Source organism: Marivita geojedonensis (assembly GCF_002115805.1).
Classification (GTDB): Bacteria; Pseudomonadota; Alphaproteobacteria; order Rhodobacterales; family Rhodobacteraceae; genus Marivita; species Marivita geojedonensis.
The window spans coordinates 27,017-42,747 of record NZ_JFKC01000010.1 but is presented as its reverse complement, the minus strand read 5'-3'; the positions used below and the strand labels follow the sequence as shown (position 1 = coordinate 42,747).

The window sequence follows — 15,731 nt, the reverse complement described above, 5'->3', positions numbered from 1 at the left end:
TGACGGAAACATCGCGCCAGCCCTCAGCCGCTGCCACTTTTCGAACCGGAGCAGGCCCGTCGTGCGTCAGGCCGCGACGCTCCGCAGGCCTAGGATCTCGCGTGCCTGTTGCCATGTGGCGACCGGGCGTTCGTGCTTTTCGCAGAGCTCTACCGCGCGTTTGACCAGAGCCGCATTCGATGGGGCCAGCGTTGCGCGGTTGAGGCGGATATTGTCCTCGAGCCCGGTCCGGGCATGTCCACCTGCCGAGATGGCCCATTCGTTCAGCACGATCTGGTTCGGACCGATCCCGGCCGCACACCAGGGTGCGGTGTCTCCAAAGAGGCGCTTGACCGTGTGGACGTAGAAATCGAACACCTCGCGGTCGACGGGCATCGCGTTCTTCACCCCCATGACGAACTGCACATAGGGCGTGTCCTTGATCGCGCCCGCGTCATGCATCGCGGCGGCGCGGAAGATATGCGAAAGATCAAAGGCTTCGATTTCCGGCTTGATGTCGTAAGCCAGCATTTCCGAGGCAAGCCAGGCCACCAGATCGGGCGGGTTTTCGTAGACGCGGGTTGGGAAGTTGTTCGAGCCGACCGACAGCGAGGCCATGTCCGGCCGCAATGGCAGCATCCCCCCGCGTGTCTTGCCTGCGCCCGACCGTCCCCCGGTGGAAAGCTGGATGACCATACCGGGGCAGTGCTGCTCCACCCCCTCCTTGAGTCGGGCGAACTTTTCCGGGTCCGAGCTGGGTGTCCCGTCGTCGTTGCGCACATGGGCGTGGACGATGCTGGCCCCGGCCTCGAATGCCTCATGGGTGCTTTCGATCTGTTCCGACACGCTGGTTGGAACGGCAGGGTTGTCGGCCTTGGTCGGAACCGAGCCTGTGATGGCAACGCAGATGATGCAGGGTGTGGTCATGGGAAGTCAGACATCCAGAAAATGTGAGTACCGCGTACTCTGGCAGGAAACGCGGAGGTGTCAAACCCATCCGGACAAAGAGATCAGCCGTCCCCGCCCAGATCGTCCCAAATGTCCTGCACCCAGCCCTTGATCACCTGCGCCTCGTGCCAGCGGTTCGACATCTCGCGGCCGTCCGGCCCTGTCATGGCGTATTCCGGCGGGCCCAGTTCGCAGACAAAGATGCAGTCACCCGACGCATTGCGGCTGCGCCAGTCGGCCATGCCTTCCCGCCACCAGCCCTTGAAAAGCTCCACCCATTTCTGGTGTTGCGGAAAATCCAGTTGCAACTGGATCTGCTGACGACTTGCCACACGGCCCTGAAAACTGTCCGAGCGTTTCAGGATGCGGCTGATCAGCCCCAAGTCATGCTCTGACAGCGGAAACCAGAATTCCCGGTCCACCACGTAATGCGACAGGTCCGCGCAAATCCGCATCTCGGGGATCCGGTCGAGCAGTTGCAGCGTCGTGTAAAGGTCGTTGGTGATGCAGTTGCGGTGGGTTTCGAACTGGATCGGAATCCCGATGCGGTCCGACATCGCCATCCACGTCTCGATCACCGGGATCATGTCGTCCAAGGCAATCGGCATCACCTGACCGATCACATCGACAAACGGCGCGCCGAAATCGACCGCCATGTGCAGCGTGTCCTCAAGGCTTTCTATCGTCTTGGGGAAGGCCACGATCAGCGGCGTCAGCCCGTTGGCCTCCATATGCGGGCGCACGGCGTGGGCGACCTCCACATCCGACGCGCCAAGGTCAATCGCCATCCCGTCAAACCCGGCCCCGGCGACCATTTCGCAGACCTGATCGTAAGGCAGCTTGACCCCCGTCTGGTCATGCGGCTGCATCGCCCAGAGCGAGGTGTAGACCTGAAGCCGCCTCACTCTGCAGGCACCCGGCGGGTCCGGCCGCCCGAAACGGGTACGACCCAGACCTCGTTCATCGGGTACTGGCTTTCATCCTTCGCCATCAGCTTCTTGATGACTTCGATCTGGAACTCGATCCATCCCATACGGTGCACTTCGCCCGCTTTGTCCTCGATCTTGTCGTTCAGCGCGCGCAGCTTCCAGAACGGCACAGCGGGAAAGGTATGATGCGCGGTGTGATACGGCATTTGCCAGCAGAGCCAGCGGAAAAACGCATTGGTGCGGGTCGAACGCGTATTTTCCAGAATGTCGTTCTCGTGGCTCAGCCCCAGATGTTCGATGGTGTTCTGCAACTGGTGCACCGGTTTCGTCAGCACCATCGGCAAAATCCAGAAGGTCAACGCGGCCCAGCTTCCCGTCAGCAGAGACACAAGCGCAATCGCTGCATAGAGCGCCAAATGAATACGGCTCTCGCGGATCACTTTTGCCTCTTCCTCGGGGCGGATGAACGGCTCCACGATCACCCCGCGCGCGCGGCGCACCACGCCGAACACCCGGTTGCGCCAATAGGTGATGCCCGACAGCCAGAGCAGGTAGGTGGTCAGCGTATAGGGTTCACGCACCAGTTCGCCATCCCGCTCCCAGTCCTGCGTGTACTGGTGGTGCGCGAAATGCATGATCTGGTCATAGTCGCGCGGGAAGATCTGGATGAACCCGATGATCCGACCAAAGACCTCGTTCAGGCTGCGGGTCTTGAATACGGTGGCGTGGCTGAGTTCGTGCTGCGCGGCATAGAGGAAGTTGAGCAAAACGCCGAGAGCAAAGCCCGTGACCCAGACCCAGCCGGTGCCCATCGCCTGCGCATGCAGAACGCCGACGAGCAGGATCGCCCCCACATGGCTCGCCATCTGAAGCGCGCCCATGACGTCTGAGCGTTCCGTCAGGCTGCGCAACTCGGTCGGCGTCAGCAGTTTGCGGCGCGAGAAACTGGCTTCCATCACTCCCTCCGGATCTGTTTGAGTCAGACTGGCCGGGATTGCTGCAAAAGAAAAGTCCCGAGCGCTGCTGTCCCCGGGCAGTTGACGCAGTTGCCGGATTTGCGGGCATCCGCGCAAAACCGACGGTTGTGCGGTGACCCATTGTGTGATGCCCGACTTGGTCTCACAATGGTGGTCAAAACGCATCATAGAGGTGAGCAGACCGATGCAGATCAATCGACGTCTTTTCGGGCTGGGGCTTTTGGGCCTTGGCCTTTCTGCCTGTTCGCGTGCCGTGCCGGGCAGCGTGAGCACCAGTACGCCGAGCGGCTTGCCGGCCGACCTCCGGCCCCAACCGAATGCGGCCTATGACGCGTGGGTCGCGGCGTTCCGGGGACGCGCGGCGGCGCAGGGGATTTCGCAATCCACGCTCGACGCCGCCTTTCGTGGCACGGGGTATCTGCCCGGAGTCGTGACGCGCGACCGCAATCAGACCGAGTTCAAACGCAGTCTCGAGGATTACCTTGCCATCGCCACATCGGATGAACGGGTGCAGAAAGGGCGCACGGCCTTTGCCCGGCATCGCGGCACGCTGACGGCGTTGCAGGACCGCTATGGTGTCGATGCCAAAATCATCTGCGCGATCTGGGGGCTGGAAAGCTTTTACGGCGAACGGCGCGGCGAGGTGCCGGTGATCTCGGCCACCTCGACGCTGGCCTTTGACGGGCGGCGCGGGCGGTTCTTTGAACAGCAGTTGATCGCGGCTCTGCGGATCATCCAAAGCGGAGACATACCGGCATCCCGCATGACCGGAAGCTGGGCGGGCGCGATGGGGCATACGCAGTTCATCCCGACCTCTTTCCTGCAATTCGCGGTGGACTATACCGGCGATGGGCGGCGCGACATCTGGTCGGATGATCCCAGCGATGCGCTGGCCTCTGCCGCCGCCTACCTGCAACGCAATGGCTGGCAGCGCGGTGTTTCTTGGGGCAGTGAATCGCCCAGCGGATCGCTCCAGCCGCAACCGGGTGGGCCGCGCTTTGCGACAACCGCGAATTTCCGGGTGATCAAGCGCTACAACAACTCCGACGCCTACGCGATCGGCGTGGGCCACCTGGCGGATCGGATCGGCGGGGCCGGGCCGCTGCGCACGCCGTTCCCACCCGATGCCAACGGGTTGACCAAGGCGGATCGGATCGCGCTGCAACAACGCCTCACCGCGCGGGGATTCGACACGCAGGGGGCAGACGGGGTGATCGGGTCGAACACTGAAACCGCGATCCGCGCCTATCAGGCCAGCCGGGGACTGCCGGTCACCGGCACGCCGTCGCAGGCGCTGTTGCAAAGCCTCCGCTAGCCCGGTGTTCCGCGTTTTCAGGTGGCTGCGCAACACGGTTGTGCTGATGTGGCTCTGCGCGGCGCTTTTGGTCAGCACGGTGGCCCTCGCGGTGCAGGCGGTGACGCTGACAGCGCAGGTGGCCACCGTCACCGCAAGCGCCTCTGCCGCCGCACTGAGCCACCGCAAGGAGCTGGCCAAAGCGGTGTCGAAGGCGAAAGCCAAGGCGCGCTTGCGCCGTGTGCTTGTGGCCATTCCCGTGGTGGGTGCGGGCGCGGCCGTTGCCTTCGAGGCGCAGGATTTCCGCGATTGGCAAGAGGAAAATCCGGACGGCAGCTTTGCCGACTATTCCTGCGAGGTGGCGGAATTGAGCGCCGAGGTTGTGGACGAGGTGCTGCAAGACCTGCCGGACGGGTTGCGCCCGTCCCGCGACATGGTGCTGAACCAACTGCCTGAATGTACGCCAGAGTCCTGATTTCAACGATTCATTTATGATGAATTTGAGGGCATTTGTGACCTGATTGCCCGTTTATTGGGCGCGGCGTTTTGATGCTGGCCGCTTTCTGCGGTGCTTTCGCTCAGTTGTGGTGCGTGGCCAAGAAATGCGTTGGAACTCGGGTCACACCGATTGCTAGCGTTTCGCCAACATGACTCATCTGACCGCCATCACCACCTTGCCGCCGCGTTCCCATGGCAAGCTGACCATCGCCGCCAAGGCGCGGGGGGCGGGCCTGTCGGCACTGGCCGATCTGCACCAGACCGGCTCTGCCAAGATTCTCATGACACCGGCACGCGATGCAGTCGAAGGCGTGATCCTCAACACCTCTGGAGGCCTGACGGGTGGTGATACGCTGTCCATTTCCGCCACCGCCCAGACAGGCGCGCGGCTGCGCCTGACGACGCAAGCCGCCGAAAGGGTCTACCGCACCGCAGACGACACCACCGCGCGGGTGCGCAACATCGTGACGGTCGAGTCCGGGGGCCGTGTCGACTGGCTGCCGCAGGAAACCATCCTCTTCCAGAACGGCGCGCTGCGCCGGTCGCTGACGATCAGAATGGCCTCCGATGCCCGCGTTTTGGTGGTCGAACCCGTCCTCTTTGGCCGTCTGGCAATGGGCGAAGTGGTCACGCAGGCCCGCTTTGCCGACAGCCTGACGCTTGAACGTGACGGCGACCTGGTGTTCCGCGATGCGAGCACCCTGAATGGCGACATCACAGCAATCCTCGACAAACCCGCTTTGGGCGGCGGTGCCCGTGCCATGGCTCTGGTGGTTTTCGCCGCCCCCGAGGCCGAGGCGCATCTGGATCCCATCCGCGGCATGCTGCCGTCAACCGCAGGCGTATCGCTGGTGCAGGACGGCGTTCTGGTCCTCCGCGCGCTGGCCGAAGACGGCTACGCCCTCCGCCGCACCCTCATTCCTGTTCTTGATCGGCTGAGCGGTGACGCCCTGCCGCGATCCTGGAGACTGTAAGACATGAACCTGACCCCCCGCGAAAAAGACAAGCTGCTGGTCGCCATGGCCGCCATGGTCGCGCGCAAACGCCTCGAACGGGGTGTGAAGCTCAACCACCCGGAAGCGATTGCGCTGATCACCGATGCGGTGGTCGAAGGCGCGCGCGACGGGCGCAGCGTGGCCGACATGATGCAGGCGGGCGCGCAGGTCATCACCCGCGATCAGTGCATGGAAGGCGTCCCCGAGATGATCCACGAGGTGCAGGTCGAAGCGACGTTTCCGGACGGCACCAAACTGGTGACAGTGCACAATCCGATCCGGTGACTTTGCATATTTGGAAAAAGAAGAAGCGAAAGGGTTTCGAGATGAAAAAAGGTCTGGCTTTGACGGCGATGACACTGGCTTGGGCATCCTCCGCGATGGCGCATCCCGGTGCCCATGTACACCCGCATGACGGCGCGCATTGGCTGGCGCTGGTCAGCGCTCTGGGTCTGATCGCGGTCGCAGGCGGGCTGGCCTTCGGCAAAATCCGGCACCGCAAATGATCCCCGGAGAGCTGTTCCCGGCCGAAGGGTCGCTGACCCTGAACCCGGACCGCCCGGCGGTCACGCTGATGGTGGCCAACACCGGTGACCGTCCCGTTCAGGTCGGCAGCCATTACCATTTCGCGGAAACCAACCCGGCGCTCGACTTCGATCGCGACGCCGCGCGGGGCCACAGGCTCGACATCGCGCCGGGGACCGCCGTGCGGTTCGAACCGGGTCAGCGCCGCGAAGTCCAGTTGATCCCGCTCTCCGGCGCGCGCCGGGTGATCGGCTTCAACCAGCAGGTCATGGGAGACCTCTGATGGCACGGCTGTTCACCCCGATGGATTACTGGGCCAACGCCATGCAGATGGGCTGGGTGATGGCCGAGGCGCAGGGCGTGATCGCCATGCGCATGATGGGGGCGATGGGGCTCTGGTCTGTGCCCAAGACCGAGAACAGCCGGATGCTCAACGAAAAGGTCTTTGCCTTTCTCAAGGGCGGGACAGACGCCTCGCTGGCGATGCTGGCGGGGAAAAGCCCCGATGTGGTGGCGGCTTTGGCGATCAAGCCGATCCGGCAGACCACCCGCGCCAATCACCGGCGTCTGACGAAACGTGGAATGAAGAGAGGCTGACATGCCAGCACAGATCAAACGCGCCGATTACGCCGCCATGTTCGGCCCCACCGTGGGCGACAAGCTGCGGCTGGCCGATACCGACCTGATCATCGAGGTCGAGCGTGACCTGACCGCCGAGGCGGTCGGTGCGGCGACCGGTGGCGGCAGCGGCGCGAACGCGCTGGTTTACGGCGAAGAGGTCAAGTTCGGCGGCGGCAAGGTGATCCGCGACGGGATGGGCCAGTCTCAGGCAACGCGGGCCGACGGCGCTGTGGACACCGTGATCACCAACGCGCTGATCGTGGACCATAGCGGCATCTACAAGGCCGATGTGGGTCTGCGCGACGGGCGCATCTACCGGATCGGCAAGGCGGGCAACCCCGACACCCAGCCGGGGGTGAACATCATCGTCGGACCGGGAACCGAGGCGATTGCCGGCGAAGGCCGCATTCTGACCGCAGGCGGGTTCGACAGCCACATCCACTACATCTGCCCGCAGCAGATCGAGGACGCATTGCATTCCGGCCTGACCACCATGCTGGGCGGCGGCACCGGCCCGGCGCATGGGACGCTGGCGACAACCTGTACGCCCGGCCCCTGGCACATCGGCCGCATGTTACAGGCGGCGGACGCCTTCCCTATGAACCTTGCCTTTGCGGGCAAGGGCAACGCCTCGCTGCCCGCCGCTCTGGAAGAGCAGGTCAAGGCGGGGGCTTGTGCGCTCAAGCTGCACGAGGATTGGGGGACAACGCCCGGTGCCATCGACTGCTGTCTGAGCGTTGCTGACGCGATGGATGTGCAGGTGATGATTCACACGGACACACTCAACGAGTCCGGCTTTGTCGAACACACCGTCAAGGCCATGAAGGGCCGCACGATCCACGCCTTCCACACCGAAGGCGCCGGTGGCGGGCACGCGCCGGACATCATCAAGATCTGCGGTGAGGAGCATGTGCTCCCATCCTCCACCAACCCAACGCGCCCCTTTACGGTGAACACGCTGGAAGAGCATCTCGACATGCTCATGGTCTGTCACCACCTCGACAAGTCGATCCCCGAGGACATTGCATTCGCGGAGTCCCGCATCCGGCGCGAGACCATCGCGGCTGAGGATATCCTGCACGACATGGGCGCCTTCAGCATCATTGCGTCCGACAGTCAGGCGATGGGCCGTGTGGGCGAGGTCATCATTCGCACCTGGCAGACCGCCGACAAGATGAAGAAGCAGCGCGGCGCGTTGCCCGAGGAAACCGGCGACAACGACAACATGCGCGTGCGCCGCTACGTGGCGAAATACACGATCAACCCGGCAATCGCGCATGGCATCAGCCGCGAGATCGGCAGCATCGAGGAAGGCAAGCGCGCCGATCTGGTGCTCTGGCATCCGGCCTTCTTTGGTGTGAAGCCCGAGATGGTCCTGATCGGCGGCACGATTGCCTGTGCGCAGATGGGCGACCCCAACGCCTCGATCCCGACACCGCAGCCGGTCTACACGCGGCCCATGTGGGGCGCCTATGGGCGCAGCGTCGAGAACTCGGCGGTGGTGTTCGTGTCCGAGGCGGCGCAGGCCGACGGGATCGGGGAAAAGCTGGGTCTCGCTAAGAAAACGCTCGCGGTTCAGAACACGCGCGGGATCGGCAAGTCGGACCTCAAGCTCAACACCGCCACACCGAAGGTCGAGGTGAACCCCGAAACCTACGAGGTGCGCGCGGATGGGGAACTGCTGGTCTGCGAACCGGCAGAAGTGGTGCCGATGGCGCAGCGGTATTTCCTGTTTTGATGACAATCGCCACACGAACCGAGGGCAGCGACCGACCGCGGGTGGGGGTGAAGCCCCCGCCCATGGGGGCGGTCGGGGGCTGCCCGGCTTCGCCGTGCTGGGCGCTGACCTCATAAGGACCAACCACATGCTCACAGCCTCAACCTATCACACCCACACTCACGGCACGCCCGCTGACCGTATCTCGCTCAGCTACGAGGCGCGGTTCCTGCGGCGGCGTGTGCTGACCACCGATGGCGGGCTGGAGTTTCTGCTCGATCTCGAACAGACCACCTCGCTCGACCACGGCGGCGCGCTCAAGCTTGAAGACGGGCGCGAGATCGAAATCGTCGCCGCCCCCGAACCGCTTCTCGAGATCACCGGCGACAATCTTGTCCGTCTGGCGTGGCACATCGGCAACCGCCACACGCCCTGTCAGGTCGAGGCCACGCGCCTGCTGATCCAGCCCGATCATGTCATCCGCGACATGCTGGGAAAGCTGGGTGCGACGGTGACAGAGCGCGTCGAACCCTTTACCCCGGAAGGAGGAGCCTACGGTCATGGACGGACCCATTCGCACGCCCACTGACCCGATCCTGACGCTGGCGCAATGGCTGTCGCCGGGCTTTCCCATCGGGGCCTTCGCCTATTCCAGCGGGCTGGAGCAGGCGATTGCCGACAAGGTGGTGACACCCGCAACGGTCGAAGACTGGCTGTCCGACATGCTGCGCGAGGGCAATGGCATGAGCGATGCGATCCTCATCCGTGCGGCGGCCAGTGGAATGGACCCATTGGAGGTGGACCAGACTGCGCGCGCCTTCTGTCCCAGCCGTGAGCGCCTTTTGGAGATCGACGCGCAGGGTGCCGCCTTCTGCGACCAGCTGCGCGCAAACTGGGGCATCGACGTGACGAACCTCACCTACCCGGTGGCGCTGGGCGTCGGGATCAGACACCTCGACCTGCCCCTGACGATGGCGGTGCAAATGTACCTGCACGCCTGGGTTGCGGCCGTGGTCGCCGCCTGTCAGCGCCTGATGGCGCTGGGCCAGACCGAAGCGCAAAGGATCGTCGCGGCCCTGTCGCCGCTCTGTTCCGAGATCGCCGCGCAGACCGAAACCCGGACGCTTGACGATCTGACCAGCCAGAGCTTTGCTGCCGATATCGCAGCGATGCGTCACGAAACCCTCAGCCCAAGGATTTTCCGCACATGAGCACCCGCAACGGACCCCTTCGTGTCGGCATCGGTGGCCCGGTGGGTGCGGGGAAAACCTCGCTCACCGCGGCGCTGGCGAAGCGGCTCAAGGACACCCATTCGGTGGGTGTGATCACAAATGACATCTACACGCAGGAAGACGCCGAAGCGCTGATGCGGATGCAGATCCTGCCGCAGGACCGGGTGATCGGCGTGGAAACCGGCGGCTGCCCGCACACCGCCATCCGCGAGGACGCGTCGATCAACCTTGCTGCGGTGGCCGAGATGGTCAAACGTCATCCCGATGTCGAAGTTGTGCTGATCGAAAGCGGTGGCGACAACCTGTCGGCCACCTTCAGCCCGGAATTGGCGGACGTGACGCTTTATGTGATCGACGTGGCGGCGGGTGAGGAAATCCCCCGCAAGGGCGGCCCCGCGCTGACCCGGTCGGACATTCTGGTGATCAACAAGACCGACCTCGCGCCGCATGTCGGCGCCTCGCTCGAGGTGATGGACCGCGACGCCACCAAGATGCGCGAAGGCCGTCCCTTTGTCTTTGCTGCCATCCGCCACGATCAGGGGGTGGACGAGGTTCTGGACCACCTGAAACGGGTTTCTGGACTGTGATTTACCGCTGTCACAGTTCCGAAATTTGCAGAATATACATTATTGACCTATGTTGTGATTACAGCAGCAAGAAAAACTATAATTTGTAAAAACACTTATGGCCAAAATCGGGAAACAGATCGCCGCGCTTCCAATGCGGTGGAAAAAGGACGGCACCTTTCAGGTGCTGATGGTCACCTCGCGGGACACCGGACGCTGGATCATGCCTAAGGGCTGGACGATGGACGGGAAAAAACCCTGGACAGCCGCCGAAATCGAGGCGCTCGAAGAGGCGGGCGCGGTTGGCTATATCGGTCACGAAGTGGTCGGTCAGTACACCTATCGCAAGAAGCTGGGCAAAGGCGTGTCCATGATCTGCGAAGTGGACGTGTACCCGATGGTGGTCGAAAAGCTCAAAAGCAACTGGAAAGAGCGGAAGGAACGCAAACGCAAATGGTTCAGCGCCAAAAGCGCGGCCAAGCGGGTGAGCGAACCCAAGCTGGCGGACCTGCTCCGCACTCTGGCCAAGAAGCCGTCCAAACAACCGGTGATCCGCGAGTTTCTCAAGGCGTCCTGACAGGCCGCGCGCGTCGGATCAGTCGTACTGAACGATCACGCAGTCGAAGTCCTCGGCGCTGGTCACACGCGTGTGGTGGCCCTTTCCGTGCCGGTCCTCCATACGCCATACATCGCCTGGTCCGATCCGCCGTTTTTCCCCGTCGCTTGCCGTGACCTCGACCTCTCCCCGCAGGCAGATCAGCGTCTGGCGCACCGGCGTCGGGTGGATCGGTTCATCCCAGCCTGCCCGCAGCCGCAGGAACAGACTGTGGGTCGCGGCCTCCGGCTCCGAGATTTCGATGGCTTTGGCGGGGGGTGCGAAACTCCGTTCCTGAAGGGACACCGTCAGATCGCTCCAGTGGCTTTCGCCGGCCTCGTCCGCGTAGAGCAGGTGAACACGCATGGTCGCACTCCCGTCCCGGTTCGGCACCAGATTACGGAGTGACTTGCCTCCCGGTCAATCCACCGGTAACCCGCTTGGCACGCGATCCGGCCGCCCCAGAGGTCTGTTCAGCGCGGTCGCGCCGGTCAGGCTCTCCAGAAACGCTACGATGTCATCGACATCCGCATCACTCAGGGACACGGGCCGCACATCGACGGTGGCGGCATGGCGCTCCATCTCGAGCCTGTCGGACTGGATCACGAAATCGATCTCCTGCAGCCATGGCACCTCGGGCAGCGTTGCCCGCGCGGGTGTCCAGTCGGCACGCATGGAGGCAGGGTTCGCCATATGGCGCACCATGTCGCGCAGGCTCGCATATGCGCCGTTATGCCCGTAGGGCGCGGTCAGGGCCACGTTGCGCAGCGGTGGCGTCCGGAAGCGATAGGCGTCCTCGAGGTCATCCGTCGCGCCCATGCGCCCCACATCACGCGGGATCGGGTCCCAGCGGCGGGTGCGGCCGGGGCCGAACGGGGGCAGGGCCATCGCGTGGAAGTCCTGATCCGTCAGCAGCGGACCGTTGTGGCACTGCGCGCAGCGCGCCTCGCCAAAAAAGAGCCGCCGCCCACGCTCCGCATCCTCGGGCAGCGGTGTTCCATCGGTCAGGAACGCATCATAGGGGCTGTCGAAATTGGCCCATTCGGTGCCGATGAACGCGGCCAAAGCGTTGCCGATCTCGACTATGCTCACGTCCTCGGGACGGTCGATATGGTCAAACGCCTCGACAAACATCTGGCCGTATTCCGGGATCGTCCGCAGCCGCTTGGCCAGGATCGGCCAGCCAAGGTCAATCCGGTCGGTCACCGCGCCGATGATCTCGTTCTCGCCGGTGTTTCCGGCCATCTCGAACTGCGCGGTCATCGGGAACAGCGCCTGCGCGGCGAGGATCGTCTCAAGCCCCTGCGGCAGCCATTCCTCGGCCGGGCTGTCATAGCCATTGCCGTAGATGTCCGAAATCTCGAGCCGTCCGTCATGGAACAGCACCCGCACATCCCTGTGCCCGAGGTTCCACAGCGCCGGCGCGTTGCGCGGGATGCGCTTGCGGATACGGTCCGCCCCGTCGCCGGGCAGGCGCTTTGGACCCAGCCCGACACCGCCTTCACCAATGCCCAGCGACAACCCGTCGCTGCCGCCAAGGTCGTGGTGGTGACATGTGCCGCAGGAGATGTTCTTGTTGCCACTCAGAACCTTGTCGTAGAACAGGAGCTGACCCAGCCGTGCCTGATCCGCGTCGAAGGCGATAAAATCCTCCGCCGTGATGGGCTGCGCCACCAGGGGTGCTGCGCCAAGAGACAGAAAGACGAGCAGACCAAGATGAACTGGACCGGATGGACCCTTGCTATGAGCCTGATGGCCACGCCTGCGCTGGCCGATATCGAGGACGCGCGCGACCTGATGGAAGAGGGCCGCTTTGACGAGGCCTATGATGCGCTCTGGCCCGCCGCGCGGTCGGGCAATGCCGAGGCCGAAGAACTGATCGGCGTCATGTACGCGCTGGGGCTGGGAGTCGAGCAGGACTATGTCCGCGCCTTCGACTGGTACCTGCGCGCGTCGCTTAAGGGACATCCCGGCGCGCAGTCGGGCATCGGCTGGTACTACGAAACCGGTCTTGGCCTGCCCGCCCCGGATCTGGTGCGCGCGTTCCTGTGGTACCAGCTCAGCACCATCGGCGGAGACCCCGATGCGGCCATTTCGGTCGAGGAGGTGGTCAAGAAGATGACGCCGGAACAGATCGAACATGCGCAGGAACTCGTGGATGACTACAGGGTCTGGCTCTACCCGTTTCGGTGAGTGTTGCGGATTACTCTAGCAGGGGCAAGTGGCAGGAGTGTGGCGGGTGCGTCTTCACAAGATTTGGAGTGTTGCTTCAAATGTTCATTTTTCCTCTTCGTTTGCGAAAAAATAATTAGGTTTCGTGTTAGAGCAGTCTGATTGAGGCTATACGATACATTGGGCAGGATTGGTCTAAGCTATTATTTGAAGATTGAGAGTTTTTAGCTGAGGATCCGGGTAATGATTAATTCAAATGGTGCGATGCTCACTGGCAGCGTTGGACGTGAGGGAAATAACCGGAAAGAAGATGTAGAGACGGTCTAGTCGCTTCTGAACTCACTAATGCCGATCAACAGGCTTAAACTTGCCATTGATGGTCGAAATGGACCAAAAACAATGGGCGCGATATCAGATTTTCAGACCAAGGTTTGCAAATTCCGTAAGGCTGACAGCCGTGTTGATCCTGGAGGCCGCACTTGGATGGCATTGAACAACGATGCATCCGCCGCGCTTTGGGCACAAGCATCTTCAATGGCGCCAGATATGCCGTCACGACCAGTTCAAGACTCTGTACCAGTAGACGTTCCGCGAAGCACTGGGCTAGACCTGATAAATGATGGGGCAGCAATGGCAGAATTTTTTCCTCACCTCAAACAGAGGGAGGGTGTCATTACGCATTTTTACTGTGATAACAAAGACCTTGTGACCATTGGAATTGGCAGTTTGGTAGACATGGACGGAACTCTCTCACAGAGAGACAACTTTGGTCGCTCACAATGTCGCGAATTGCTGAATACGTGGCGGGTCAAATTTCTAGAAAGTGATGGCAGTATTGCGTCCGAAGAGTCTGTATTTTCAGATTGGAAGCGCGTGCGGGATGGCAAGGTTGGCGCGAGGGCCAGTGCAAATATCGCTCGTTTGCGAATTTCCAAAAGTTCCGCCGAAGCACTTGCGCGTAAACAGATCGCGTACTTTGCCAAAGGAATGTGTCGCAAATATCCATACGCACGACAATTACACACCTGGATTCAGATGGCACTGATTGATACCCGCTGGAATCCGGCCAAGCGCAATCCTTGGGGCACTACATCCTTGGTGAATAAGATGTGGAAATTACTTGATCCTGACAGACCTACTTTTGATCCGATCGGAGCTCACGCACTGTTTGTAGAAGGATGGAAGGGTCGAGGAACGCCTGCTTATCAGGTTAGAGTGGCTTGGCGAAATGAACGTTTTCTGGAGGGAGCGATGAGGATGATTGCCTGAGTTCGAGAAGGTACAACGAGGGTGTCCGCACGCCCAATTTCCGCCCCGTTAACCACCTCTCCCCCATACCCCCGCCCACGATGCGCATCGAGCGGGAAGGGTCACTCCCATGCCGCGACACCACGAACTGACGCTCTCTTGATCCCCGACAGGGGCGACCATGAGAAACCGGTTTCAGAAGGCCCCAAGGGGTACAGGTCACGGGGGCGACCCCGGCAGTTGAGAGAACCGTCAGGCCCATTGGGGCGGCGCCGCTTCTTCTCCGAATTCAGACAGGTTGGGCCATGACCCGGCCCTCAGACAAAAACGACCCCGGAGTGTCCTCCGGGGCCGCTGACACGGGTATGATCCGCGATCAGTTCAGGTCGGCTTCGTACTCTGCCGCCAGATCGGCTTCGGCCTCTTCCACCGCTTTTGTCAGTGCTTCAAAGATTTCCGGACCACCGTCCACGTTCTCCTGGAACCACGCGAAAACAGGGGCCGCCGCATCGCGGAACGCGGCCTTTTCCTCGGGTGTCGGCACGTAGAGATCACCGCCACCGGCGACGAAATCCTGGTACGCCTGGATCGACTTGCGCTTGGGCGAGGCGAATGTCGCCTGCTGGAGCGCGGCAAAGCCATCGACCACCACGCGGCGCATGTCTTCGGGCATGCCCATGAACTTGGCGTTGTTCATCACCCAGATCGCGCCCATGTAGGCGTGACCGTCAAGCGTGACGTATTTCAGGCCCGCATCCGGGAACTTCATGCCCATGATGTCGGTGATGCCGTTCTTGGAACCGTCGACCACACCGGTCTGGAACGAGGTGAAGAGTTCCGGCCAGCTGATCGGCGTCGGGGCCGCGCCCATCGCCTTCACGACTTCCTGCGGCAGGTCCGCAACCACGGTGCGGATCTTCAGACCTTCGAGGTCGGAGGGCTGGGTCACGCGGCGCTTGGTGTTGGCGAAGTTGCGCCAGCCGCCGGTGTTGCCGATGGTCATGATGCGGATCGTGTCGCCGCTGTCCTCAAGCGCCATGTTTCGCATGGTGCGGGTGAAATCGCCCGACAGCACATGTTCCGCCACACGGTCATCCGACATCAGGTAGGGCAGGTCCAGCACCTGAACGTACGGGAAAATGCCCGCTGCGCCGCCCGAGGTGGTCACAAACACGTCGATGGAACCATCGGCCACACCCTGAAGACATTCCGCGCCGCCCGAGCAGAGCTGCGTGCCGATGAACAGTTCCACCGCGATGCGGCCGTTCGAGGCGTTCTCGACATGGTTCTTGAAGACCACGAGGCCGTCATAGTCTTCGTCGTTTTCGTTGGAGTTCGCGGTCGCGCGGATGGTGAAATCCTGCGCCGCCGCCGTCATCGCGCTGCCGGCGAGCAATGCGGCTGTGAGCGCCGCTTTGGTTAGACCTTTGAGCAT

The 15,731-nt window shown here is 62.4% G+C and carries 20 protein-coding genes; 14 read left to right on the top strand and 6 right to left on the bottom strand.

Annotated elements, in window-relative coordinates; genetic code table 11:
• Positions 1 to 66: 66 nt before the first annotated feature.
• The 3 genes from MGEO_RS11685 to MGEO_RS11675 all read right to left on the bottom strand — a co-directional run bounded on the left by MGEO_RS11685 (position 67) and on the right by MGEO_RS11675 (position 2,812).
• Positions 67 to 906, bottom strand: a complete 840-nt coding sequence (locus tag MGEO_RS11685; protein ID WP_085637613.1) for a BKACE family enzyme — start codon at positions 904 to 906, stop codon at positions 67 to 69.
• A gap of 83 nt (positions 907 to 989) precedes the next feature.
• The gene (locus MGEO_RS11680; protein WP_233139865.1) at positions 990 to 1,832 is read right to left on the bottom strand and encodes a sugar phosphate isomerase/epimerase family protein; all 843 of its coding nucleotides are present in this window, start codon (positions 1,830 to 1,832) and stop codon (positions 990 to 992) included.
• Positions 1,829 to 2,812 (bottom strand): fatty acid desaturase, encoded by a 984-nt coding sequence (locus MGEO_RS11675; RefSeq protein WP_085637815.1) that lies wholly within the window; start codon positions 2,810 to 2,812, stop codon positions 1,829 to 1,831. Before MGEO_RS11675 ends, MGEO_RS11680 begins: the two co-directional genes overlap by 4 nt.
• A 205-nt stretch (positions 2,813 to 3,017) precedes the next feature.
• On the opposite strand from MGEO_RS11675, the gene MGEO_RS11670 reads away from it, so the two are divergent.
• The 12 genes from MGEO_RS11670 (at position 3,018) to MGEO_RS11615 (ending at position 10,858) form a co-directional block, all read left to right on the top strand.
• Positions 3,018 to 4,148, top strand: coding sequence for a lytic murein transglycosylase (locus tag MGEO_RS11670; protein WP_085637610.1), 1,131 nt, complete (start codon positions 3,018 to 3,020; stop codon positions 4,146 to 4,148).
• Positions 4,149 to 4,152: 4 nt separating this feature from the next.
• Complete coding sequence (locus MGEO_RS11665; protein WP_085637607.1) at positions 4,153 to 4,602, top strand: hypothetical protein; 450 nt, start codon at positions 4,153 to 4,155, stop codon at positions 4,600 to 4,602.
• A 172-nt stretch (positions 4,603 to 4,774) separates the two neighbouring features.
• Positions 4,775 to 5,599, top strand: a complete 825-nt coding sequence (locus MGEO_RS11660; RefSeq protein ID WP_085637603.1) for an urease accessory protein UreD — start codon at positions 4,775 to 4,777, stop codon at positions 5,597 to 5,599.
• A gap of 3 nt (positions 5,600 to 5,602) precedes the next feature.
• Positions 5,603 to 5,905 (top strand): urease subunit gamma, encoded by a 303-nt coding sequence (locus MGEO_RS11655; protein ID WP_085637600.1) that lies wholly within the window; start codon positions 5,603 to 5,605, stop codon positions 5,903 to 5,905.
• Between the two features lie 41 nt (positions 5,906 to 5,946).
• Positions 5,947 to 6,126, top strand: a complete 180-nt coding sequence (locus MGEO_RS11650) for a hypothetical protein (RefSeq protein WP_085637597.1) — start codon at positions 5,947 to 5,949, stop codon at positions 6,124 to 6,126.
• Positions 6,123 to 6,428: an urease subunit beta gene (locus tag MGEO_RS11645; RefSeq protein WP_085637594.1), complete on the top strand. Its 306-nt coding sequence runs from the start codon at positions 6,123 to 6,125 to the stop codon at positions 6,426 to 6,428. The genes MGEO_RS11650 and MGEO_RS11645 overlap by 4 nt, the downstream gene beginning before the upstream one ends.
• A complete protein-coding gene (locus tag MGEO_RS11640; protein WP_085637591.1) occupies positions 6,428 to 6,742 on the top strand; it encodes a hypothetical protein in 315 nt (104 codons plus the stop codon). The genes MGEO_RS11645 and MGEO_RS11640 overlap by 1 nt, the downstream gene beginning before the upstream one ends.
• A 1-nt stretch (position 6,743) precedes the next feature.
• Positions 6,744 to 8,504 (top strand): urease subunit alpha, encoded by a 1,761-nt coding sequence (gene ureC / locus MGEO_RS11635; RefSeq protein WP_085637589.1) that lies wholly within the window; start codon positions 6,744 to 6,746, stop codon positions 8,502 to 8,504.
• Positions 8,505 to 8,631: 127 nt separating this feature from the next.
• The gene (locus tag MGEO_RS11630; RefSeq protein ID WP_085637586.1) at positions 8,632 to 9,072 is read left to right on the top strand and encodes an urease accessory protein UreE; all 441 of its coding nucleotides are present in this window, start codon (positions 8,632 to 8,634) and stop codon (positions 9,070 to 9,072) included.
• Positions 9,044 to 9,694 (top strand): urease accessory protein UreF, encoded by a 651-nt coding sequence (locus MGEO_RS11625; protein ID WP_085637583.1) that lies wholly within the window; start codon positions 9,044 to 9,046, stop codon positions 9,692 to 9,694. Before MGEO_RS11630 ends, MGEO_RS11625 begins: the two co-directional genes overlap by 29 nt.
• The gene (gene ureG / locus MGEO_RS11620; protein WP_085637579.1) at positions 9,691 to 10,302 is read left to right on the top strand and encodes an urease accessory protein UreG; all 612 of its coding nucleotides are present in this window, start codon (positions 9,691 to 9,693) and stop codon (positions 10,300 to 10,302) included. The genes MGEO_RS11625 and ureG overlap by 4 nt, the downstream gene beginning before the upstream one ends.
• Positions 10,303 to 10,435: 133 nt before the next feature.
• Positions 10,436 to 10,858: an NUDIX hydrolase gene (locus MGEO_RS11615; RefSeq protein WP_233139864.1), complete on the top strand. Its 423-nt coding sequence runs from the start codon at positions 10,436 to 10,438 to the stop codon at positions 10,856 to 10,858.
• 18 nt (positions 10,859 to 10,876) lie between these two features.
• Here MGEO_RS11615 and MGEO_RS11610 read toward each other — a convergent pair whose 3' ends face one another.
• Both MGEO_RS11610 and MGEO_RS11605 read right to left on the bottom strand, forming a co-directional pair.
• The gene (locus MGEO_RS11610) at positions 10,877 to 11,242 is read right to left on the bottom strand and encodes a cupin domain-containing protein (RefSeq protein WP_085637573.1); all 366 of its coding nucleotides are present in this window, start codon (positions 11,240 to 11,242) and stop codon (positions 10,877 to 10,879) included.
• 54 nt (positions 11,243 to 11,296) lie between these two features.
• Positions 11,297 to 12,550, bottom strand: coding sequence for a cytochrome-c peroxidase (locus MGEO_RS11605; protein WP_085637570.1), 1,254 nt, complete (start codon positions 12,548 to 12,550; stop codon positions 11,297 to 11,299).
• Between the two features lie 42 nt (positions 12,551 to 12,592).
• On the opposite strand from MGEO_RS11605, the gene MGEO_RS11600 reads away from it, so the two are divergent.
• Both MGEO_RS11600 and MGEO_RS21175 read left to right on the top strand, forming a co-directional pair.
• Positions 12,593 to 13,069 carry a tetratricopeptide repeat protein gene (locus tag MGEO_RS11600; RefSeq protein ID WP_085637567.1) on the top strand — a complete coding sequence of 159 codons (477 nt, stop codon included), beginning with the start codon at positions 12,593 to 12,595 and terminating at the stop codon, positions 13,067 to 13,069.
• Positions 13,070 to 13,393: 324 nt separating this feature from the next.
• Positions 13,394 to 14,317 (top strand): hypothetical protein, encoded by a 924-nt coding sequence (locus MGEO_RS21175; RefSeq protein WP_143746265.1) that lies wholly within the window; start codon positions 13,394 to 13,396, stop codon positions 14,315 to 14,317.
• Between the two features lie 355 nt (positions 14,318 to 14,672).
• Here the strand turns inward: MGEO_RS21175 and MGEO_RS11595 are convergent, their stop codons facing one another.
• The gene (locus tag MGEO_RS11595; protein WP_085637564.1) at positions 14,673 to 15,731 is read right to left on the bottom strand and encodes a TRAP transporter substrate-binding protein; all 1,059 of its coding nucleotides are present in this window, start codon (positions 15,729 to 15,731) and stop codon (positions 14,673 to 14,675) included.

Excerpts from the sequence above, each read along its gene's own strand:
- MGEO_RS11685 (WP_085637613.1), bottom strand. The coding sequence starts at position 906 with ATGACCACACCCTGCATCATCTGCGTTGCCATCACAGGCTCGGTTCCG.
- MGEO_RS11675 (WP_085637815.1), bottom strand. The coding sequence starts at position 2,812 with ATGGAAGCCAGTTTCTCGCGCCGCAAACTGCTGACGCCGACCGAGTTG.
- MGEO_RS11670 (WP_085637610.1), top strand. The coding sequence starts at position 3,018 with ATGCAGATCAATCGACGTCTTTTCGGGCTGGGGCTTTTGGGCCTTGGC.
- MGEO_RS11660 (WP_085637603.1), top strand. The coding sequence starts at position 4,775 with ATGACTCATCTGACCGCCATCACCACCTTGCCGCCGCGTTCCCATGGC.
- MGEO_RS11655 (WP_085637600.1), top strand. The coding sequence starts at position 5,603 with ATGAACCTGACCCCCCGCGAAAAAGACAAGCTGCTGGTCGCCATGGCC.
- MGEO_RS11650 (WP_085637597.1), top strand. The coding sequence starts at position 5,947 with ATGAAAAAAGGTCTGGCTTTGACGGCGATGACACTGGCTTGGGCATCC.
- MGEO_RS11645 (WP_085637594.1), top strand. The coding sequence starts at position 6,123 with ATGATCCCCGGAGAGCTGTTCCCGGCCGAAGGGTCGCTGACCCTGAAC.
- MGEO_RS11640 (WP_085637591.1), top strand. The coding sequence starts at position 6,428 with ATGGCACGGCTGTTCACCCCGATGGATTACTGGGCCAACGCCATGCAG.
- ureC (WP_085637589.1), top strand. The coding sequence starts at position 6,744 with ATGCCAGCACAGATCAAACGCGCCGATTACGCCGCCATGTTCGGCCCC.
- MGEO_RS11630 (WP_085637586.1), top strand. The coding sequence starts at position 8,632 with ATGCTCACAGCCTCAACCTATCACACCCACACTCACGGCACGCCCGCT.
- MGEO_RS11625 (WP_085637583.1), top strand. The coding sequence starts at position 9,044 with ATGGACGGACCCATTCGCACGCCCACTGACCCGATCCTGACGCTGGCG.
- ureG (WP_085637579.1), top strand. The coding sequence starts at position 9,691 with ATGAGCACCCGCAACGGACCCCTTCGTGTCGGCATCGGTGGCCCGGTG.
- MGEO_RS11615 (WP_233139864.1), top strand. The coding sequence starts at position 10,436 with ATGCGGTGGAAAAAGGACGGCACCTTTCAGGTGCTGATGGTCACCTCG.
- MGEO_RS11610 (WP_085637573.1), bottom strand. The coding sequence starts at position 11,242 with ATGCGTGTTCACCTGCTCTACGCGGACGAGGCCGGCGAAAGCCACTGG.
- MGEO_RS11600 (WP_085637567.1), top strand. The coding sequence starts at position 12,593 with ATGAACTGGACCGGATGGACCCTTGCTATGAGCCTGATGGCCACGCCT.
- MGEO_RS21175 (WP_143746265.1), top strand. The coding sequence starts at position 13,394 with ATGCCGATCAACAGGCTTAAACTTGCCATTGATGGTCGAAATGGACCA.
- MGEO_RS11595 (WP_085637564.1), bottom strand. The coding sequence starts at position 15,731 with ATGCTCAAAGGTCTAACCAAAGCGGCGCTCACAGCCGCATTGCTCGCC.